This window comes from Candidatus Omnitrophota bacterium (assembly GCA_016929445.1).
Taxonomy (GTDB): Bacteria; Omnitrophota; Gorgyraeia; order JAFGIU01; family JAFGIU01; genus JAFGIU01.
Map to the genome: position 1 here is coordinate 25402 of JAFGIU010000029.1, position 20057 is coordinate 45458.

The 20057-nt window shown below is 56.4% G+C and carries 18 protein-coding genes, 1 tRNA gene and 1 pseudogene; 1 reads left to right on the forward strand and 19 read right to left on the reverse strand.

The window, feature by feature from the left end:
* Positions 1-5 precede the first annotated feature (5 nt).
* The 6 genes from JW937_02625 to JW937_02650 form a co-directional block, all read right to left on the reverse strand.
* Positions 6-80 (reverse strand) — tRNA-Gln (locus JW937_02625).
* Between the two features lie 156 nt (positions 81-236).
* Positions 237-1109 (reverse strand): 4-(cytidine 5'-diphospho)-2-C-methyl-D-erythritol kinase, encoded by an 873-nt coding sequence (gene ispE / locus JW937_02630; GenBank protein ID MBN1586306.1) that lies wholly within the window; start codon positions 1107-1109, stop codon positions 237-239.
* Positions 1110-1114: 5 nt separating this feature from the next.
* Complete coding sequence (locus JW937_02635; GenBank protein ID MBN1586307.1) at positions 1115-2089, reverse strand: transketolase family protein; 975 nt, start codon at positions 2087-2089, stop codon at positions 1115-1117.
* A 4-nt stretch (positions 2090-2093) separates the two neighbouring features.
* Positions 2094-2924 carry a transketolase gene (locus JW937_02640; protein ID MBN1586308.1) on the reverse strand — a complete coding sequence of 277 codons (831 nt, stop codon included), beginning with the start codon at positions 2922-2924 and terminating at the stop codon, positions 2094-2096.
* A gap of 14 nt (positions 2925-2938) precedes the next feature.
* Positions 2939-4435, reverse strand: a complete 1497-nt coding sequence (locus tag JW937_02645) for a tetratricopeptide repeat protein (protein MBN1586309.1) — start codon at positions 4433-4435, stop codon at positions 2939-2941.
* 132 nt (positions 4436-4567) lie between these two features.
* Positions 4568-5458 carry an ATP phosphoribosyltransferase gene (locus JW937_02650; protein MBN1586310.1) on the reverse strand — a complete coding sequence of 297 codons (891 nt, stop codon included), beginning with the start codon at positions 5456-5458 and terminating at the stop codon, positions 4568-4570.
* Between the two features lie 634 nt (positions 5459-6092).
* On the opposite strand from JW937_02650, the gene JW937_02655 reads away from it, so the two are divergent.
* The gene (locus JW937_02655) at positions 6093-7889 is read left to right on the forward strand and encodes a peptidyl-prolyl cis-trans isomerase (GenBank protein MBN1586311.1); all 1797 of its coding nucleotides are present in this window, start codon (positions 6093-6095) and stop codon (positions 7887-7889) included.
* Between the two features lie 6 nt (positions 7890-7895).
* On the opposite strand, the gene nrdR is transcribed toward JW937_02655, so the two are convergent.
* From nrdR to JW937_02720, 13 genes and pseudogenes are all read right to left on the reverse strand, one after another.
* Positions 7896-8363: a transcriptional repressor NrdR gene (gene nrdR / locus JW937_02660; GenBank protein ID MBN1586312.1), complete on the reverse strand. Its 468-nt coding sequence runs from the start codon at positions 8361-8363 to the stop codon at positions 7896-7898.
* Positions 8364-8366: 3 nt separating this feature from the next.
* Positions 8367-9608 carry a serine hydroxymethyltransferase gene (locus tag JW937_02665; protein MBN1586313.1) on the reverse strand — a complete coding sequence of 414 codons (1242 nt, stop codon included), beginning with the start codon at positions 9606-9608 and terminating at the stop codon, positions 8367-8369.
* A gap of 131 nt (positions 9609-9739) precedes the next feature.
* Positions 9740-10201 (reverse strand): ribose 5-phosphate isomerase B, encoded by a 462-nt coding sequence (rpiB, locus tag JW937_02670; protein ID MBN1586314.1) that lies wholly within the window; start codon positions 10199-10201, stop codon positions 9740-9742.
* Positions 10186-10668 carry a low molecular weight protein arginine phosphatase gene (locus JW937_02675; GenBank protein ID MBN1586315.1) on the reverse strand — a complete coding sequence of 161 codons (483 nt, stop codon included), beginning with the start codon at positions 10666-10668 and terminating at the stop codon, positions 10186-10188. The genes rpiB and JW937_02675 overlap by 16 nt, the downstream gene beginning before the upstream one ends.
* Positions 10665-11279: a threonylcarbamoyl-AMP synthase gene (locus JW937_02680; GenBank protein ID MBN1586316.1), complete on the reverse strand. Its 615-nt coding sequence runs from the start codon at positions 11277-11279 to the stop codon at positions 10665-10667. The genes JW937_02675 and JW937_02680 overlap by 4 nt, the downstream gene beginning before the upstream one ends.
* Positions 11252-13117, reverse strand: a pseudogene (gene purD, locus JW937_02685) (phosphoribosylamine--glycine ligase). Before purD ends, JW937_02680 begins: the two are co-directional and overlap by 28 nt.
* On the reverse strand, positions 13114-14130 hold the full coding sequence (locus JW937_02690; GenBank protein MBN1586317.1) for a phosphoribosylformylglycinamidine cyclo-ligase: 1017 nt from the start codon (positions 14128-14130) through the stop codon (positions 13114-13116). Before JW937_02690 ends, purD begins: the two are co-directional and overlap by 4 nt.
* Before the next feature lie 5 nt (positions 14131-14135).
* A complete protein-coding gene (locus JW937_02695) occupies positions 14136-15569 on the reverse strand; it encodes an amidophosphoribosyltransferase (GenBank protein MBN1586318.1) in 1434 nt (477 codons plus the stop codon).
* Positions 15570-15595: 26 nt separating this feature from the next.
* A complete protein-coding gene (gene purL / locus JW937_02700; protein MBN1586319.1) occupies positions 15596-17821 on the reverse strand; it encodes a phosphoribosylformylglycinamidine synthase subunit PurL in 2226 nt (741 codons plus the stop codon).
* A 77-nt stretch (positions 17822-17898) separates the two neighbouring features.
* The gene (purQ, locus tag JW937_02705) at positions 17899-18573 is read right to left on the reverse strand and encodes a phosphoribosylformylglycinamidine synthase subunit PurQ (GenBank protein ID MBN1586320.1); all 675 of its coding nucleotides are present in this window, start codon (positions 18571-18573) and stop codon (positions 17899-17901) included.
* Positions 18570-18827, reverse strand: coding sequence for a phosphoribosylformylglycinamidine synthase subunit PurS (purS, locus tag JW937_02710; protein ID MBN1586321.1), 258 nt, complete (start codon positions 18825-18827; stop codon positions 18570-18572). Before purS ends, purQ begins: the two co-directional genes overlap by 4 nt.
* A 7-nt stretch (positions 18828-18834) precedes the next feature.
* Positions 18835-19545, reverse strand: a complete 711-nt coding sequence (locus JW937_02715; GenBank protein ID MBN1586322.1) for a phosphoribosylaminoimidazolesuccinocarboxamide synthase — start codon at positions 19543-19545, stop codon at positions 18835-18837.
* Positions 19546-20057: adenylosuccinate lyase (locus tag JW937_02720; protein ID MBN1586323.1), on the reverse strand; the 512-nt coding region annotated here is incomplete at its 5' end.

Here is a 20057-nt window from a genome sequence, read left to right on the forward strand (position 1 = left end):
TGCATTGGTTGCCCGGCAAGGACTCGAACCTTGGACGTCTGAACCAAAATCAGATGTGTTACCAATTACACCACCGGGCAAATCAATGACAATGTAAGTTACGAAATGAAATTGCGTAACTTACAATTGGAATTGATCCTGAGCCCTTCTAAGCTTTGCCACGGAAGGGCGAAAGGATCTTTGTTCCGCAAAGATGGCTTCTCCGCCATAAATAGTGGCGGATCGCCATGACGACCTCAGCTTCCTAACTGAGTCTGCACTACAAACGCTTGCCCGAGGCCTCTGGACTCAAGGTCCTCCACCATAGCCCCGACTTTTTCATTCTTTTCAAGCACTGCAAACACGGCTGAACCACTGCCGGACATTCTCGCCTGACTCAAACCCCGGCTTCGCACCCACTTCAGGATTTCCGGCACCACACCCTTTTCAGAGATCACCGCGCTTTTCTCCAGATCATTTGCCGCAGTCCTCAAAGTCTGCTCAAGATCCTTCCGGCAAAGTGCTTCGACAAATTCGGGAGGCACTCTGTCGCGATGAACTCCGGCATCCAGAGCCCCGTATACTTCCGGCGTCGAATGTCCAATCGCCGGCACCACCAAAAGATGTTTCAGTTCCCACGGCAACTCCAGAGCCTCGATCTCATCACCCCGCCCCCGGCCCAGCGCCCACGGGCTCTCTCGGAGGAAGAAGGGCACGTCCGCTCCCAGGCCGGCCCCCAAGTTCCAAAGGGCCTCTGCCTTAAGAGGAAATCCCGCCAATTCATTGAGTGCCTTGAGCACAGCGGCCGCATCGGAGGACCCCCCGCCCAAACCCCTGGCCACAGGAATCCTCTTTTCGAGCTCAATCTCAACCTGCGCTTCGATCCCTGCTGCACTGAGAAAAGCCCCGGCAGCCCGATAAGCCAAATTCCCAGGGCCTTCCAATTCGGGCGCGCTGCATTGAAGAGCAACCCCCGCTGGACCCAGAGGGTCCAAACCCACCTTCAGGGAATCACACAGATCCAGCCGTTCAAAGAGCGTCAAAAGTTCGTGGTACCCGTCCCCGCGCTTTCCGAGGACAAACAAGGCTAAGTTCAACTTTGCCGGGGCATCGAGGCACTTTGTCCTCAAAACCTTTACCCCTTCCGGGCGCAGATCTTGCGGGCCTCTTTCGCAATACTGTCCGGCCCCAAACCGTAGACCTCGACCAATTCTTCAAATTCACCGGATTGGCCGAATTTGTCCGGCACGCCCATGATCTTGAAAGGCACGTTCGCGTTCTGGGCCAACCACTCTGCGATCGCACCCCCCAAACCGCCATGAATGGTGTGTTCTTCCACGCTCAAGAGAGCCCCGGTTTCTTCCGCAGCAGCGGCCAGAGCCTTTGTATCCAAAGGCTTGATCGTGTGCATATCCAAAACCCGGGCTTCGATCCCTTCCCTGCTCAAGACTTCGGCTGCGAGAAGCGCGAAATACACTGTCACACCACAAGCCACAAGGGTGAGGTCCTCACCCTCGCGCGCCAGGCGCGCCTTACCGATTTCAAACTCTGTCTCCGGATTGGTCAAAACCGGCACCGGGGCCCGGCCACAGCGCAAGTAGGCCGGTCCCACATGATCGCCCAAAGCCAGGGTGGCCGCTCGCGCCTGTTCCGCATCACAGGGCACGATAACTGTCATGCGGGGGAGAATGCGCATGGCGGCAATATCTTCCAGAGCCTCTGCAGTCGCGCCGTCCGGGCCCACTGAAAGCCCTCCGTGGGAACCCACAATCTTCACATTCGCATCCATATAGCACACCGATATCCGGATTTGTTCCCATGCCCGGCCCGTGATAAAAGCGCTAAAGGAATTGGCAAAAGGGATTTTACCCGTCAGGGCCAAGCCCGCGGCCGTACTCACTAAATTCTGCTCGGCAATTCCTACCTCAAAAAAACGCTCCGGGTGTTCATCTCCAAACCACTTGGCGCGCGTCGAGTCCCCAAGATCCCCGCTCACGGCCACAACCTCCGGCCGGAGATTCCCCAGCTCGCGCAGGCCTTCCCCAAATCCGTCCCGCGTCGGCTTCTTGCTCTTTGCTACCGAAGTCTTTGCGGTTGCCGCGTCACCCATTGCCTCAGATCCCCTTTCCCACTTCAGCAAGCGCCTTTTCCAATTCGTCGTCATTCGGGGCCACCCCGTGCCATTTGTGGTTTCCCGCCATAAAGGAAACACCTTTGCCCTTGACCGTGCGGGCGATCAGCACCGTGGGTTGCCCCTTGACCTGCATCATTTTTTCGTAGGTGCCGAGGATGAGCTCGATATCGTGCCCGTCGATTTCAAAGGCCTTCCACCCAAAGGCCTCCCACTTCTGCGCCAAGGGCTCAATATTCATCACATTCTTAACAGGCCCGTTCTGTTGCACACCGTTGGCATCGACGATCACATGGAAATGATCGAGCTTGTAGTGCGCCGCAGACATCGCTGTTTCCCAAACCTGGCCTTCCTGCATTTCGCCATCCCCGCAAATACACCAAATGCGCGTGTCCTTACCGTTGAGACGCTCCCCCAAGGCCATCCCATGAGCCACGGAAACACCCTGGCCCAGAGAACCGGAAACAATCTCCACCCCGGGCAAACCGCGCTGGGGATGTCCCTGCAAACGCGACCCCAATTTTCTCAGCGTGGCTAATTCCTTGAGCGGAAAGTAACCGCGCAAAGCCAAAATCGCGTAGAGCGCGGGACAGCCGTGCCCCTTGGAAAGAATCAGACGATCACGTCCCTCCCATTCGGGATTCTTGGGATCGTACTTCAAAGCGTAATCAAATAAACCCAGAAGGATTTCGACCATGGAAAGGGAACCGCCCGGGTGCCCTGATCCGGCTTTATTGAGCATACGCAGGATTTCCGTGCGCAGTGCAATGGCTTCCTTCTTTATTTGCTCCGTCTTCGGCTTGCTCTGTGTCATTTGCGGCTCACCTGTCATTCCAAAGGGACTCCAGTATGCATCATGCCCGTGGGCAAAAGCTGCAATTTGTCCCCAATGTACGTTAAATTCGGATCCAACTCCAGAGCCCGCATCCAAGCATCTCTGGCCTTGTGCAAACTTCCATAGCCGTAGTAAGCATCGCCCAGATGATCATAAATCACCGGGTCCGGCTTCATCCCGGCCGCCCTCTCCAAAAGACTGACGGCCTCCTCGACCTTCCCCTTCTTGAAATACACCCAGCCTAAACTGTCGACATAAGCCCCGTTATTCGGATCCAGCTGCAGGGCCTTTTGCACCAAGACCAGGGCCTCATCCAGCATGACCCCTTGCTCGGCATACATATACCCGAGGTAATTCAGGGCATCCGGATCACCGGGATCCAATTCCAGAGAACGGCGCAGAACCTCTTGGGCCTTGTCCATCCGGTTCTGTTTCTCGTAGAGCGCCCCCAAATAAAACCACGGTCTGGCCTGAGTCGGATAGCGCTTGGTCAAAAAAAGGTAGGCCTTTTCAGCCTCATCCATATTGCCGAGATCTTCGGCTGCCATGGCCCGCAGGAGCCAGAGCTCCATGCGGTCTCCCAAAAGCGCCAATCCCTGGCGCGCCAGCTCCTCCACCTTTTGCGGCTCGCCAAGTCTTAAGTAGAGGTAGCTCAGCTCCAGACGCGTATCCAGGTTGGCCGGGTTCAGGGCCAAGCCCATCTCATAGCTCTGGGCAGCCTTTTCAACCCATCCTTCGTCGTAGTAAATCTGGGCCACCTGGCGGTAGATCTTGGGATTCAGCGGATCCACCTGAATCGCCTTTTCATAGAGCTCAACTGCTTCGGCTCCTTGCCCTGCCAATTCCAAAGCTGCAGCCCAACCCAAGTAACCTTCGACCGAGTCGGGCCGGAGCTCCACCACCTTCTGAAAATACCGGATGGCCTCCTCCGGCCGGCCCACCCTGGAGGACAAAACCCCCATGTTCAAGTGCAGCGCCTCGGACTTCGGGTGAAATTCGAGGATCTTCTGGTAGTGAGGAAGCGCCTCTTCAAATCGTCCTTGCAGAACCAGAAGATCCGCCAACGAGGCCAAAGCATTCTCCTCATCGGGGAAGTGATCGATAATTTCCTGGTACATCTGCATGGCCGGTTCCAGCTCCGCTTTGGAAACAAACAGCAGAGCCAGGAGATAACGGGAGCGCTTGTCCTTCGGATCCAGACGCGCAGCTTGACGCAGTTCCTTTTCCGCAGCCTCGATCTGACTGGAGCGCAACAAGGCGGACCCCAGCCGTGTGCGCAGAGCCGCAGAATCGGGATCCAGACGCAGAGCCTGGCGATAGTAGTCAAGGGCCTGCTCCAGGGATTGGTTCTTCTCATACAGCAAAGCCTTGGCATACAGGGCATAGGCCGTGGCCTGCTTGTTCCGCCCTGATGTACCCGAGGCACATCCCGGAAGAAGGACTCCTACAAGAAGGATAGCAACTGCTTTCCCAAAACCCCTCAGAGGCACTCAGACAACTCCGTGACTAGTTCTTCTTGTGACGGTCCCGACGCAATCTCTTCTTGCGTTTATGTGTGGCCATCTTGTGACGCTTGCGCTTCTTACCACAAGGCATAAAAAGTTGACTCCTTCACTCTCACGTTAATCAATCAGTTTATTGAGCGGATATTCGATAATCCCCTCAGCGCCCGCTTCTTTGAGTTGCGGGATAATCTGGCGGGCAATGATCTCTTCCAGTACGGTCTCCACAGCCGCCCACCCGGGTTGTGCCAAGGAAGAAACCGTGGGGTTTCGCAGGGAGGGCAATAACCCCAGGACCTTTTCCAGGCCCTTCCCCGTGCGCACATTGAGCTTAAGCCCAACCTTGCCCCGCGCATTGATCGCACCCTGGAGCATCAGAGCCATGCGCTCCACCTTCTTGCGCTTCCAGGAGTCTTTCCAGGCTTGCTTGTTGGCAATGAGCTTGGTATTGGACTCCAGGACTGTGTCCACAATGCGCAGCCCATTGGCCCGCAGACTGGCCCCGGTTTCAGTGAGCTCCACGATGGCATCGACCAGGCCGGCCGAAACCTTGGCTTCTGTGGCTCCCCAGCTAAACTCCACATCGGCGTTCACACTGTGCTTGCGGAGATACTTCTTTGTCACGCCGGCGAGCTCTGTTGCTATCCTCTTGCCTTGCAATCCTTTAACACTCTTTATGGAGGATGCCCCAGGCACAGCCACCACCCAGCGGACCTTGGTGAAACCCTGCTTGGCATAAATCAGATCTGCCACGCGAACCACATCCACTCCGCATTCCTGTACCCAGTCCTCGCCCGTCAACCCGCAGTCCAGCACCCCCTCCTGCACATAGCGGGGAACCTCCTGCGCACGCAAAAGGACCGGCTCCAGCTCAGCATCGTCTACAGCCGGGAAATAGGAGCGCGAGCGGATGCTGATTTGGTAGCCCGCATTGCGCAACAGCTCCAGAGTCGAGTCCTGCAAGCTGCCCTTGGGCAGACCGAGCTTGAGCACCTGTGAGGAAACAGGCAGTTTTTTTGTTTTTTTTGCCATAACTCGTTTAATTACTATTAGTTAGGCCATCAGCGAGGGACGGCTCGGATACGTTGGTCAGACAACGCACCTCCGAATAAAACGGAGGACCGCTAACAGAGGGACATACCCCTAGGTTAGACGGGAGATTTTAGCACAGAGGCCTTGGGGTGTCTACTGCCCTTCCCTCCTCGGAAGAGTCACTCGTTCCGGATTGGTTATATAGTCATTAAATCAGGGACAGGTCTCGCCGAATTTCAGGGGACATATCTCCTTTGGAGATGTGTCCCCCAATGTGCTTGGAGAACCGTCCCTGATGCAGAGACTATGTCCCGCTGGCGCAGCCGGGGCACCCCAACACCCAAAGGAATCGGTTTGTCCGCACTTGAGGGAGGGCCGACATCTCGCAGAGGAGCTCAAAATCGCTGAAGCCACCGATGTCTCGCTAGCGTGTGCCCTGCGATTTTGGGCAGCCCCCCGTACTTCAGTATCTGATGCAATGATCACATAAGGCGATCCGGCGCGAGGTGACCGGCCCGACCTCGGTACGGAAAGATCGTTCCGCCCCTCTCCCCATGGACAGACAGAGGCATCGGAATATAGAATGGTCATTTATCGCAACAGGGGGAATCTCATGCTTAAGTTATTACGACAGAAACACATTGCCAGAAGAATCCTTTGGACCATTGCCTCGCTCATCATTCCGGTCTTTGTACTCTGGGGAGTGAGTTCGGCCATCCAAACCGGACGGGAGCTGGACACCGCAGGCTATATCTTTGGCAAAAAAGTCTCTATGGACGACTTCCTGGCCAGCCACAAGGCCACGACCACCACACTCCAACTCATTTACGGAAATCGCTTCAGCAATTTCGTCACCGGGGATCTCCTGGAACAGCGCGCCTGGGACCGGCTCATCCAGCTTGAGGAAGCCCGCCGCCAACACATCCGTGTAGACAGTGAAGAGGTCGTCAGTTATATCCAGTCCCTCCCCGTGTTCCAGGCCAACGGAGGTTTTGATCTTAGAAACTACGAATACATCTTGCACTATAGCCTGGGGGTTTCTCCTCAAGACTTTGAAAAGAATATGCGTGAAGATCTGCAGATTGCAAAGCTGCGCCAAGGCATTTTGGCCGATATCACTCCTTCTGACGCTGAAGTCCGGGACGCCTACCGCCGTGACAATGAAAAAGCCCAAGTCTCTTACATTCTGATCCCGGACAGTGATCTTGCAGACCGGGTAAGCCTGGACGAATCCGAACTGGAGACCTATTACAGGGAAAATTCCGCGGACTTTCTCACTCCGGCCCAGGTCAATGTTCGTTATGCCGCAATCAAAGCAGAATCCCTGATGGATGGCACGGATTATGAGGAAAAGGATATCGAATCTTATTATGACCGCAATGAGGCGGAGTTCCTGGTCAAGGAGCACGTCCGCCGGCTGGACGACGAACTCAAATCTCAGATACGCCAGTCCCTGGCAGCCGAGCAAAGCATCTCTGCTGAAGAAGTCACCGAGGACGCTGTCAGCGAATACTGGCGCGGCCATCAAGACGAGTTCCGCGTTGAAGAATACACCCGGCCTCTGGATGAATCCGTGCGTTCTGAAATTGTCCAGGCCCTTCGCCTGGAGCAAGCAAAGAGGAAGGCCCTAAAGCTCTCCGAACAACTCGAAGACACGATTGCCGAGATGAGCACCCCGGACATGCAGGTTGTGGCGGAAGCCTTTGGGCTTGCCCAGGGTGAAACGGGGCTTTTTTGGGAGAATAGCCCTATCCCCGTGATCGGATGGTCGCATGAGTTCTCTCAAACAGCTTTTGGATTGGAGGTCGGAGACATCAGCCAAGCCATTGAAATCGGCGACGACTATTACTTCCTCCAACCGATCGAACGCAAGGAACCGGCCATTCCGCCGCTGGCAGAAGTGCGCGAGCGCGTGGAACGCCAATTCCGCCGCGAGAAGGCTCATGAGCTTGCCAAGGAAGACGCCGGCGCAAAGTTGAAAACCTTGCTCGACTATATCTCCGAGGGAAAAACCAGCACTTTCCGTGACGCTGCCCTGGATTTAGGGTATCCCATTGAAGAGACCGAACCCTTTAACCGCAGCGGTTATGTGCCCGGCATCGGCTTAGCCCAAGCTCTTGCGGATGCCGCCTTTACACTCAGTCCCGGGGATATTCACAACGAAGTTTTGGAAGTCTCCAACGGATGGTGTTTGATCCAGCTGGACCAGCGTCTGCCCATCAGCGAAGCCGATTACAAGGGCCAGTACGAAAAGTACTTCAACCAGGTTGCCCAGGAACGGAGTCAAGAAAAGATCGGCGTGTGGTATGAGGATCTGCTGAAGCGCGCTCAGCTGCGTAATATTATTGCAGAACACCGGGAAGAACAGGCGCGTTTGGCGGAGGAAGATTTCGCAGATTCGGAAAGCTGATGCGGCTTAAGACTGCGGCCGCCCTTGGGCCAGCATATCCTTGAGCTCGATCATGAATTGATTGATGTCTTTGAATTGGCGGTAGACTGAGGCGAAGCGCACGTAAGCCACTTCGTCCACGCTTTGCAGGCGTTGCATGACCAGCTCGCCAATCTGGGAGCTGGTCACTTCTTTATCCAGGGTATTCTGCAGGATCCGTTCCACATCGTCGACGATTTGCTCCACGGTCATGGCACTCACCGGCCGCTTTTGGCAGGCCTTGCGGATCCCGGAAAGGACTTTGGAACGGTCAAAGGCTTCACGCGCGCCGTCCTTCTTAATCACCATCAAGGACACTTCCTCGACATGCTCATAAGTCGTGAAACGGCGCCCGCAACCCAGACACTCGCGACGGCGCCGGATCGCATCCCCCGCCTTGCTGGAGCGGGAGTCGATGACCTTGTCTTCCTGGTGTCCGCAATAGGGGCAACGCATAGACTAGACAAGCTCCGGATACAACGGAAACTGCTCGACGATCTCATTGACCTGCCCAGCGACCTCAGTCACAACCGACTCTTCACCCCGGGCATCCAGGACTTTCCCGATCAGCCCGGCAATCGCCTTCATCTCCGCCTCTTTCATGCCTCGCGTGGTCAGGGCAGGCGTGCCCAAGCGGATCCCGCTCGTCACCATGGGGCTCTGCGTATCGTAAGGAATGAGATTCTTGTTCACCGTAATCTGCGCCTGGCCCAGCCAAACAGTCGCATCCTTACCGGTCAGTCCCTTGACTCCGATATCCACCAGCATCAAGTGATTGTCCGTACCGCCCGCCACAATTCGGTAGCCCAGAGACTCCAGGCCGGCGGCCAAGGTCTTCGCATTCTTGACCACCTGCTTTTGGTACTGTTTGAACTCCGGACTCTGCGCCTCCTTGAGGGCCACGGCCTTGGCGGCAATCACATGCATGAGCGGACCGCCCTGAATCCCGGGAAAGACCTCCCGGTTGATTTCTTTTTTGAAAGATTCACCGCAGAGAATCAGCCCACCCCTGGGGCCGCGCAAAGTCTTGTGGGTGGTTGTGGTCACAAACTCCGAGTAAGGAAGAGGTGACGGGTGTTCTCCCGCAGCGACCAAGCCGGCAATATGCGCCATGTCGGTAAAGAGATACGCCCCCACCTCATCGGCGATTTCACGAAAACGCGCAAAATCAATCGTGCGAGGATAGGCCGAAGCCCCGGCCACAATCATTTTAGGTTTATGTTCCCGGGCCAAAGAAGCAATCTCGTCGTAGTCGAGCTGCTCGGTCTTGCGGTTCACTCCATAAGAGACAAACTTGAAAAATTTTCCAGAGACATTCAGAGGATGGCCGTGCGAAAGATGCCCGCCGCAAGCCAAGTCCAGGGCCAAAAGCGTATCCCCCGGCTGAAGCATCGCGGTATAGACCGCGGTATTGGCTTGGGTCCCGCTATGAGGCTGCACGTTGGCATGCTCGGCGCCAAAAAGTTCCTTAGCCCGCGCAATAGCCAAACGCTCCACTACATCCACATACTCGCAACCGCCATACCAACGCGCTGATGGATAGCCTTCGGCGTACTTATTGGTCAGGACCGAGCCCTGGGCTTCCATCACCGCAAGGGAAGCAAAGTTCTCGCTGGCGATCAGTTCCAGGTGCTGATTCTGTCGCTGAAGTTCGTTGAAAATAGCTACGGATATTTCGGGGTCGATTTGTTGGATATTCATAGTACCTCGTTATTCCGTCATCCCGAGGAGCGTTAGCGACGTGGGGATCTGTGTTCCCTAAAGGCCCCCGCGGGTTTTGCCCCCGTGGTGACGTTTACACATCAGATTGCCACGCCTCCCTAACAACCGGTTCACGATGACAAGTGGATCCGCTTCTCAATTTCTTCGATCATGGCCAGCCGGCGCGCATGCCGGCCCCCTTCAAACTCCGTTCGGAGCCAGGCGTCCAAGATCTCTACCGCCTGCTCTGCAGGGGTGTGATCCGCTCCCAACACAAGGACATTCGTGTCATTATGCTGGCGGCTGTGCGCTGCCGATGCCGCGTCATGACACACACCGGCCCGAACCCCGGGCACACGGTTGGCCACAATGGCAATCCCCACACCGCTCCTGCAAACCAATACCCCGCGGTCTGCCCGGCCCTCAGCCACGGCCGAAGCCACCTTGTAACCATACTCCGGATAATCACAGGATTCCTCGGAGTACGTCCCCAAGTCCTCCACCTTATTCTCTTGCTTCCTCAAATAATCCACCAACACGGCCTTGAGCTTAAAGCCGCCGTGGTCCGCACCCAAAGCTATCCGGCAAGACACAATGCGACCCTCCTCACACAAATTTTGATTTGTTCAAAGACTTCCCGGTAAAAATCCAGAGACTTGCCGATCGGATCCAGAATATCCCGGTCAATAGGCGGAAGTTCCTCTTCGATTCCAAACTCCTTCAACAAAAAGATCTTGTCCTGCATCGCAGGGGCCTTCTCCAACAACGCCCCCTTGTGGTAATTCTCCATACACAAAATGAGGTCAGCCTCGTCGAGCATTAAGGGCGTAATAGGCTGGGACCGGTGGCCGCTCAAGTCAATTCCCTCTTCCTCGAGCACCTCCAAGGTCATGGCCGACGCAGGCATGCCGGCGATGGCCGCCAGACCCGCGGACAAGACAGTGTAATCACCGTCGCAGTGCTGCAAACACTTGCGCATGTAGCCTTCAGCCATCACACTGCGGCAGCTATTGCCCGTACAAACAAACAAGATATTCTTAGCTTGCGAATAGTCGCTCATAGGCCTATGGCTCCGAGGATCTCCGCGACGGAGATCGCTCCCTCGCGCAAAATGCGCGGTTCCGTACTGCTGGCATCCACCACCGTGGAGGGCCTTCCCAGTCTCGCCGGACCGCCGTCCACCACTAACGGAATCTCAGTGCTAAAGGTCCGGATCAGATCCCGCGCTGACAAGGCATCCGCGCCCCCGGCCCGGTTCGCGCTTGAGGCCAAAATGGGCTGGCCCAAGAGTTCAATCAGAGCAAGCACCGCAGGGTGCCTTGGAGCCCTAAAGCCTTGAGTTTCCCCCTTTTCATTGGAGAGCACAAGGGTCAAAGGACCGGGCCACCATCGGGTCGTCAGGGCTCGAGCCCATGTGGGGAAAGAGTAACCCAGGGCTCTGACTTGATCTTCGGAAGAGATCAAAGCCTGGAAGGGTTTATTCGGATCACGGCCCTTGAGTCGCGCCAAGGCTGGGGCTGTGCCCGGGCATCCCGCACTTCCACCGATTCCGTACACGGTTTCCGTGGGGAAGGCGATTAACTCACCCCGGCGCAAAAAGGCAAGCGCTCGATCTAAAATCAAACGCAGGGCCCCGCTGGGACCTACTCGGATAACCTCCGTTGTACCCATTGGTCCTTCTGCTTCACGGAGCGAGCAAGATCGCGCTTGTGCTCCTCGAGTTTGGCGGCAAGATTAGAGTCGGTCAGGGCCAGAATTTGCGCAGCCAAGATGGCTGCATTCTTAGCCCCGGCACGGCCGATACCCAAAGTCCCCACAGGGATTCCACCGGGCATTTGCACTGTGGACAAAAGCGCGTCCAAACCTTGCAAGGCGCTGGAGTCCACGGGTATACCCAAAACAGGCAATGTGGTGTGAGCTGCAACAACACCGGCCAAATGAGCGGCCCCGCCCGCTGCGGCAATAATTATTTTGACTCCACTGGCGCGCGCACCAGCGGCAAAACGGGCCGTGGCCTGCGGAGACCGGTGCGCAGAACAGACCTTGAGCTCCCAAGAGATCTCAAATTCCGTGAGTTGCTCCACACAAGGTTTGACCACAGGCAAATCTGAATCACTGCCCATCAAGATGACGACTTCCGCTTGTTTTTTTGTTTTCTTTGCTGAGCTTACCATAGGTCCTCCACTTTATCTGGGGTCAGCTCATTGTGTCCCCGGAATAAGCTGTTTGAGGGCACGATGCGCGATGTCCTTGCGGTAATGGGCGTCTTTGAACTGGACTTTGGAAACGGCAGCATAGGCCCGGTCCACAGCCTCTTTCACTGTCTCTCCCAAGGCAGTCACAGCCAACACTCTGCCACCCGAGGTCAGGAATGCCGGTGAACCGTCTGCACCCTCCTGACGCCGGGTCCCTGCATGAAAGACCACCACATCGGGATCTTCTTCAGCTTCTTCAAGCCCACTAATCGGGTATCCCGTCTCATAACTGCCCGGATACCCCCCCGAGGCCATCACCACACCCACACAGGACCGCGGATCCCACTTTAGTTCCAGCTTGGAAAGCTTACCCTCGACCGTGGCTAGGATCAGATCCACAAGATCTGTTTGAAGACGCGGCACCAGGACTTGAGCCTCCGGATCCCCCATGCGCACATTGAACTCGAGTACCTGCGGCCCCTTCTCGGTGAGCATCAGACCCAAATAGAGCACGCCCTGATAGACCAGCCCTTGATCTTTGAAACCCTGCCGGATGGGATCCATGATCCGCGCCTTCACTTCATCCAGAATTTGGCGGGTCACCACAGGGGCCGGAGAGTATGCGCCCATGCCGCCGGTATTCCGCCCCTTGTCTCCGTCCTCGGCGCGCTTATGATCCTGACTGGAATCCAGAAGAGTCAGAGTTTTGCCGTCACTAAAGCAAAAGAGAGAGGCCTCATTCCCTTCCAGGCATTCCTCAATGATAATGCGCCGGCCCGAAGGACCAAAAATCATGTCCTCCATCATCAGGCTCACTGCGCCCAAGGCCTCACTCTTGTTCGAGGCGACAATCACGCCCTTGCCTGCGCAGAGCCCATCGGCCTTAATCACCACAGGTGCACCGTTCAAAGATTCCACGTAGGCCTTGGCCTCTTCGGCCCGGTCAAAAGCCTTGAACTCCGCTGTCGGAATTCCGCACTTGCGCATGAATTCCTTGGCAAAGACCTTGCTGGATTCCAGCTGGGCGGCCTCGGCTGTCGGGCCAAAAATCGGAATCCCGGCCCGCTGAAAGGTATCCACCACTCCAGCGGCCAAAGGCCCTTCCGGCCCCACCACGACCAAATCTATCCCTTTGTCTTGAGAAAACTTCAGCAAGCCGGCAATGTCTTCGGCCTGAATATTCACGCACTCCGCAACTTGAGAAATACCCCCGTTGCCCGGCGCCGCATACAAACGCCGCACCTTGGGGCTCTGAGCCATTTTCCATGCCAGAGTGTGCTCGCGTCCTCCTGAACCAATAATCAAAATTTTCAACGTTTCTTGTCCCGAGACCATCGGACCTCCCTGTTCCCCTTCGCTGTCTCCCCGATTATCCACGCGCGGCACCCCAGGCGCTCGGATGCATTTTTCAGGCCCGCGGCCTTATCCTTGGACACCACCAAAATCATCCCGATGCCCATATTGAATGTGCGGTACATTTCATCCACAGGCACACTGCCTGCCCGCTGCAAATCCCGGAAAAGCTTCGGCACAGGCCAACTTCGCCGATCAATCACCGCATCCAAACCCGGGGGCAAAATCCGCGGCAATTTTTCTTCAAAACTGCCACCGGTAATATGGGCAATCCCCTGAACAGTATAGTGCCTTCGCAATTGTTCTATGAGCTTGGCGTAGAGACGGGTGGGTTTCAGGAGTCTAGGCCCCCAGTCCTTGGAGCCCAGGCGCCGCTCCCCCAGAATCTTGCGCACCAGGGAAAAACCATTGGAGTGAAGGCCCGAAGAAGCCAGCCCCACCAACGCAGCATTGCCCCGCACCCGGTGCGCGCCCAGGAGCTCGCTGCGGCGGGCCATCCCCACACAAAAACCAGCCAAGTCATAATCATCGGCCTTGTAGAAGCCCGGCATCTGGGCCGTTTCACCGCCCACCAAAACGCAACCCGATTCCTTGCACCCCTTCGCGATCCCCTTCACAATATCGACCAGGAGATCCTCATTCCATTGGCTTGTGGAGATATAGTCGCAGAAGAACAAGGGTTTGGCGCCGGCAGCCACTACATCGTTAACATTCATTCCGACCAAATCAATCCCTACACTGCGGTGATTTTTGCAAAGCTGGGCAATGCGCAGCTTGGTACCCACGCCGTCGGCGCTGGAAACCAAAATACAATCCTTGCCCACAAGCCGGCCAAGGTCAAAGGCCCCGCCAAAATCCCGCACAGAATTGCGCGACGCGCCTGTGTCCTTCAGGATCGAACCCAAACGCTCGGTCCACGCATGAGCCGCAGCCACATCCACTCCGGATCTCTTGTAACTGAGTTTCTGCGCCATCGGGATTAGCTCCCCGCTCTTTTGACTTCGCCGGTCCGTTTGATGCGCTTCTCGGCGCGGAACTTGTCGAGCTGCTTCACCGGAATGGGGTATTCCCCACTATAACAAGCTGTGCAATACCCATTTCCGTCCGAACCCACGGCGCGGATCAGTCCCTTCAAACTCAAATAGCCCAGGCTCTGCACGCCCAAATACTCGGCAATCTCGTCCACGCTCTTCCGGTGGGCGATCAACTCCTCCTGATTGGGAAAGTCGATCCCGTAATAACAGGAGTAACGTACCGGAGGACAACTGATCCGCAAGTGAATTTCTTCGGCCCCCGCGGCGCGCAAACTGGCCATGCGGCTGGCACAAGTGGTGCCCCGCACAATGGAGTCGTCAATCACCACAACCCTCTTGCCTTCGAGTACCCGGCGCACAGGGTTGAACTTGACCTTGGCCTTAAAGGAGCGCCCGTCGGTGGTAGGCTGGATAAAAGTGCGCCCGATATAGTGATTCCGGATAATCCCCATATCAAAGGGAATCCCGCTTTCCAGAGAATAGCCCAAGGCGGCCGCGTTGCCGGAGTCCGGAATGGCCACCACAACATCCGCCTCGGCAGGATATTCCCGGGCCAGATGCCGGCCCATGCGAACGCGCGCCTCGTGTACGGATTGGCCAAAGACAACGGAATCCGGCCGCGCAAAATAAACATGCTCAAAAATACAAGAACTGCGCGCCACCTTCTCAAAGGGAAAATGGCTTTGGAAACCGTCCTTTGTAATGATGAGAACCTCGCCCGGCTCGAGCTCACGCTCGCAGCGCGCACCCAAGAGTTCCAGCGCACAGGTTTCAGAGGCGAGTATGTAGGCGTCCTCGAGTTTTCCCAATACTAGAGGCCGCCATCCGTGCGGATCGCGAATCCCCACCAACATGTCCGGCATCAGGAGCAACAAACTGAAGGCCCCTTCCAACTGCACGACTGCCTCAAGCAAACTGTCTTCAAAACTCGGGTGCATGGAACGTGCAATCAGATGCACAATAATTTCACTGTCCGTGGTGGTTTGGAAGATGGCCCCCTGGTCCTCCAGGCCGTCGCGCAGCTCGGGCGCATTGACTAGATTCCCGTTATGGGCAATGGCCACCTGCCCCTTGGAACAGTTGACCACAATGGGTTGAACATTCTTAGGAAGGCTGGAGCCGGTCGTCGAATACCGTGTGTGCCCCATGGCCAAATCGCCTTTAAGACGTTGAAGGCGCTCAACGCTAAAAACCTCGCCGACCAGACCCATACCCTTTTCAGTATGGCGCCCGCTTTCGTCATAGCTGACAATCCCCGCAGATTCCTCCCCGCGGTGCTGCAGGGCATAGAGTCCCTGGTAGACCATATGGCCGGCATTTTCATGATTGAAAACACCAAACAGGCCGCACGCCTCTTTGGGAGAATCGTCTTCTGCAATCTGTAGACTCAAGTCTCTCTCGGAACTCACGCGCCCAAGGCCTCCTTTAAGGCATTTCCCCAGGTATCCCGCAGCAACTTTAAATCAAGTTGCAGCAAACCGCGGATCTCCAGTTTTGTGCCGCCCACTTCACCCAACTCCCTGCAGTCAACACCCGCTTCCGCAGCCAACGTCTCGATACGCCCAGCCTGGCCCGGAGAACAACTCATGATAACGCGTGTCGCAGATTCCCCAAAGAGGAGCTCATCGGCGCGGCTTCCTCCAAGGCCCAGAATTTCCAGGTCCACCACCGCACCCAAATACTGTTTGGATTCCGAAATACAGGACTCGGTCAGAGCCACGGCCAAACCGCCTTCCGATACATCGTGCATGGAGGAAACCAAACCCTCCTTAGCCAAGTTCACCAGGAGCCTGTGCAACGCCCTTTCAGCCTTGAGGTCCAAGCGCGCGGGCACGCCTTCCTTGAGACCGCACACCCAACGCAGATACTCGGAGGCACCCAGAACGGGTTTGCCGCTGCCAAGCAAATAAATGCGGTCCCCTTTATTCCGAAAATGAGAACGCACCGGATCGTAACCCGAGATCACCCCCACGGCAGCAATCATGGGTGTGGGATCGATCGCGCCGACCGGCGACTCGTTGTAGAAACTGACATTCCCGCCTGTCACGGGAATCTCCCAGGCCTTGCACACGTCCGCAATACCCTGGACACAACCGGAGAACTGCCAAAAAACTTCCGGGTCTTCGGGATTGCCGAAGTTCAGACAATCCGTGAGCCCCACAGGAACCGCCCCCGCACAAGCCAGGTTGCGCAGGCTTTCAACCGTGGTCAGACGAGCGCCCTCATAGGGATCTTGAACACAGTAAGTCCCGTTGCCGTCCATGCTCATCGCAAGTTTAATATCCGTGCCCTTGAGCCGAAGCACCGCGGCATCCGCACCGGGGAGGACCTCTGTATTCGTCTGCACCATATGATCGTACTGCTCCCAGACCCAACGCTTGGAGGCCACGGTCGGACTCTGCAAAAGTTTCAATAGAGCCTTTCCCGCGTCTTCGGGAAGGGCTAAGGCATCCGGCTTCCAGCGGCGCTTTGCCTCCTGGCCCTTGGGCATTTTGCTCGGACGGTGATAGACCGGAGCTTCATCCGTAAGGGAGTTGACCGGCACATCCGCCACCAACTCACCGTTCTCAAAAACGCGCATCCGGTTGCCTTCCGTAATCTCGCCGATTTCCACGGCCTCGAGCCCCCACTTCCGGAAGAGCTCCAGGACCGGGGCTTCCTTGCCGCGCTCCACAATCAAAAGCATCCGTTCCTGGGATTCGGACAACAGGACTTCATAGGGGGTCATGCCGGTCTCGCGGCGAGGCACCTTGGCCACATCAATTTCCACTCCGCAACCGCCGCGGCTCGCAGTCTCGGAAACCGAACAAGTCAATCCTGCGGCCCCCATGTCCTGAATGCCCACGACCACGCCGGTGCGCAGAGCCTCGAGTGAGGCCTCAATCAAAAGTTTTTCAGTAAACGGATCTCCCACTTGCACAGCCGGGCGATCCTCGTGGGATTCCTCGGTGAGTTCGCGCGAAGCAAAGCTCGCCCCGCCCAGGCCGTCGCGTCCCGTGGCAGGCCCCACATAGATGAGCGGATTGCCCACCCCGGTGGCTGCGCCGCGCGCCAAGTCCTCGTGCCGCACCAAACCCAGGCAAAAGGCGTTAACCAAGGGATTGCCCTCATAGGTCGGATCGCATGCCAGGTCTCCCCCGATGGTGGGGACGCCCACGCAGTTGCCGTAACCGGCAATGCCCGAAACCACGCCCTCCAACAGATGCTGTGATTGGGAGCTCTTCAAATCCCCGAAGCGTAAGGAATCCATGGCAGCGATCGGACGGGCGCCCATGGTAAAGATGTCGCGGATAATCCCGCCCACGCCTGTGGCCGCACCTTGGTAAGGCTCGACCGCACTCGGGTGATTGTGGCTTTCCACCTTAAAGACCACAGCCAGGCCATGGCCGATATCCACGGCTCCGGCATTTTCCTCCCCGGCTTTGATCAAAACTCCGGCGCCTGTGGTTGGGAACTGTCTGAGGAGCACCCGGGAACTTTTGTAAGAGCAGTGCTCGCTCCACATCACACTGTACAGTCCAAGCTCGGTGATATTGGGCTCGCGGCCGAGAATCTCGACAATCCGCTCGTATTCGTCGGGAGTCAGACCATGGTCCTTGATGATCTGTGGAGTAATGGTTTGGGTTTTCATTGATTCTTTCAGGGACGGTTCTCGCCAACCCTTTTCATCGCAAGTGATTGTGTGAGAACCGTCCCCGGCTCCCTGAGCTAAAGTCCCCTAAACAGCGTTTTTCCGTCTGTACCGCCCAATATGGTTTCGGCCATGCGCTCGGGGTGCGGCATCAGTCCCAGCACATTTCCCTCCTTATTGCAGATACCCGCAATGGACTCCATCGAACCGTTAGGATTGGCATCCTCGGTCAATTTCCCCTGGGCATCGCAATACCGAAAACAAATCTGATCATTCTTGTGCAAGCTCTCCAGGGTACCCTTGTCCGCAAAGTAATTGCCCTCGTGGTGGGCAATCGGCATGTTCAGAACCTGCCCTTTCTTGCAAGCCGCGGTAAAGGGCGAACGCACCGTCTCCACCCGCACACTGACCTCGCGGCAAATAAACTTGAGATCTTTGTTGGGAAGCAGGGCCCCGGGCAAAAGGCCGGCCTCAATCAAAATCTGGAATCCGTTGCAGATTCCGATCACCAGGCCGCCGCGCGCCGCATGTTCTTTGACAGCGCCGAGAATCGGGGAAAGCGAAGCCATCGCGCCGGTGCGCAGATAGTCGCCATAACTGAAGCCGCCGGGCAGCACAACCAGATCCGCACCGTTCAGGCTGCGGTCACCATGCCAAACCATGGTCGTGGGCCAACGCAAAACATTCTGCACCAAGTGTTGACAGTCCGTGTCACAATTGGAACCGGGAAAGACAACAACCGCGCTTTTCATTGAAAAGTTTTTCCGCCGGGCAAAACATCAATGGTGTAGTCTTCAATCACAGGATTGGCCAGGAGCTTGTCGCACATCTCCTGCACCGTCTTTGAGGCATTTGAGGAGGCCTGGCTGAGTTCAACCTCAATGAGTTTGCCCACCCGCACCCCTTCGACTCCTTCAAAACCCAGGGTCTTGAGGGCGCGCTGCACTGCCTGGCCCTGAGGGTCTGACACGGAGGGCTTGAGCCGGACAAGGACCTTGGCCTTCACTGTTTCATTAGCGCTCGCGCACACGTTTGAGTACCTCCTGATACGCTTCTTCCACCTTGCCGAGATCTCTGCGAAAGCGATCCTTATCGAGCTTCTCGCCGGTCTTCATGTCCCAAAGCCGGCAGGTATCAGGGGAAATCTCATCGCCTAGATAAATCTTCCCGCTTTTATCCTTGCCGAACTCTAATTTGTAATCCACGAGCTCCAAGCCTGCCGCCGCAAAAAATTCAATTAATGTCTTGTTCACAATCCACGTAAGGCGCTTGACTTCCTCAACCTCTTCAGGGGTTGCCAATTTCATGGCCTGAATGTGATCGTCATTCATCAGGGGGTCGCCGCAGGCATCGCTCTTGTAATGCCACTCCAAAACAGGGGTCTGCAAGACGGTGCCTTCCGGAATATCAAAGGCTTTGGCCATACCCCCGGCCACCCGGTTGCGAACCGTCACTTCAATCAAAAAAATCTCGAGCTTGCGCGTCAAAAGTTCCCGCGGCCCCTCCAAGCTAAGGAAATGCGTGGGCACGCCCACCTCTTCCAAGAGTTGGAACAGCGCGGCGGAAATTTCAGCATTGACCTCGCCCTTGCCCTTAATACTGCCCTTCTTCTGCGCATTAAAGGCCGTGGCATCGTCCTTAAAATACTGAAGCACCGAGTTCGGGTCCTCGGTTGCATAAACGATTTTGGCTTTGCCTTCGTAGAGTTTTTCAGCAGTCTTCATTCAAGAATCCTCCAAACCGACCTTCTTGAAGATGCGGTTGACGTGACGCAAATGCGGTTTGAGATCAAAACACTTCTGGACTTCCCGCCGAGTCAAATGCTGGGTAATCTTAGGATCTTCCAACAGTCGCTCGCTCAAGTGGCCACCCTGCTTCCAAACCCACATCGCACTCTTCTGAACGGTCTTGTAAGCCTCCTGGCGTGACACACCCTTGCCGACCAAGGCCAACATCACTTGCTGGGAAAAGAGTAGCCCGCGCGTGCGCTCGAGATTGGCAAGCATGTTCCGGGGATAAACCTGCAAACCGCTAATCACGCGAGTGGCCTCGCGCAGCATGCAGTCCAAAGCAATGGTGCTGTCCGGAAGGATAACGCGCTCCGCGCTGGAATGACTGATATCGCGCTGGTGCCAAAGAGCCTGGTTTTCCAGGGCCACCTGGGCATTGCCGCGCAGGAGCCGGGCCATCCCGCAGATGCGTTCGCAAGCCACGGGATTGCGCTTGTGGGGCATGG

Bases quoted from the DNA above. Each gene is read 5' to 3' on its own strand.
- JW937_02635 (MBN1586307.1), bottom strand. From the start codon at position 2,089: ATGGGTGACGCGGCAACCGCAAAGACTTCGGTAGCAAAGAGCAAGAAG.
- JW937_02640 (MBN1586308.1), bottom strand. From the start codon at position 2,924: ATGACACAGAGCAAGCCGAAGACGGAGCAAATAAAGAAGGAAGCCATT.
- JW937_02655 (MBN1586311.1), top strand. From the start codon at position 6,093: ATGCTTAAGTTATTACGACAGAAACACATTGCCAGAAGAATCCTTTGG.
- nrdR (MBN1586312.1), bottom strand. From the start codon at position 8,363: ATGCGTTGCCCCTATTGCGGACACCAGGAAGACAAGGTCATCGACTCC.
- JW937_02665 (MBN1586313.1), bottom strand. From the start codon at position 9,608: ATGAATATCCAACAAATCGACCCCGAAATATCCGTAGCTATTTTCAAC.
- JW937_02675 (MBN1586315.1), bottom strand. From the start codon at position 10,668: ATGAGCGACTATTCGCAAGCTAAGAATATCTTGTTTGTTTGTACGGGC.
- JW937_02680 (MBN1586316.1), bottom strand. From the start codon at position 11,279: ATGGGTACAACGGAGGTTATCCGAGTAGGTCCCAGCGGGGCCCTGCGT.
- JW937_02690 (MBN1586317.1), bottom strand. From the start codon at position 14,130: ATGGCGCAGAAACTCAGTTACAAGAGATCCGGAGTGGATGTGGCTGCG.
- purL (MBN1586319.1), bottom strand. From the start codon at position 17,821: ATGAAAACCCAAACCATTACTCCACAGATCATCAAGGACCATGGTCTG.
- purQ (MBN1586320.1), bottom strand. From the start codon at position 18,573: ATGAAAAGCGCGGTTGTTGTCTTTCCCGGTTCCAATTGTGACACGGAC.
- JW937_02715 (MBN1586322.1), bottom strand. From the start codon at position 19,545: ATGAAGACTGCTGAAAAACTCTACGAAGGCAAAGCCAAAATCGTTTAT.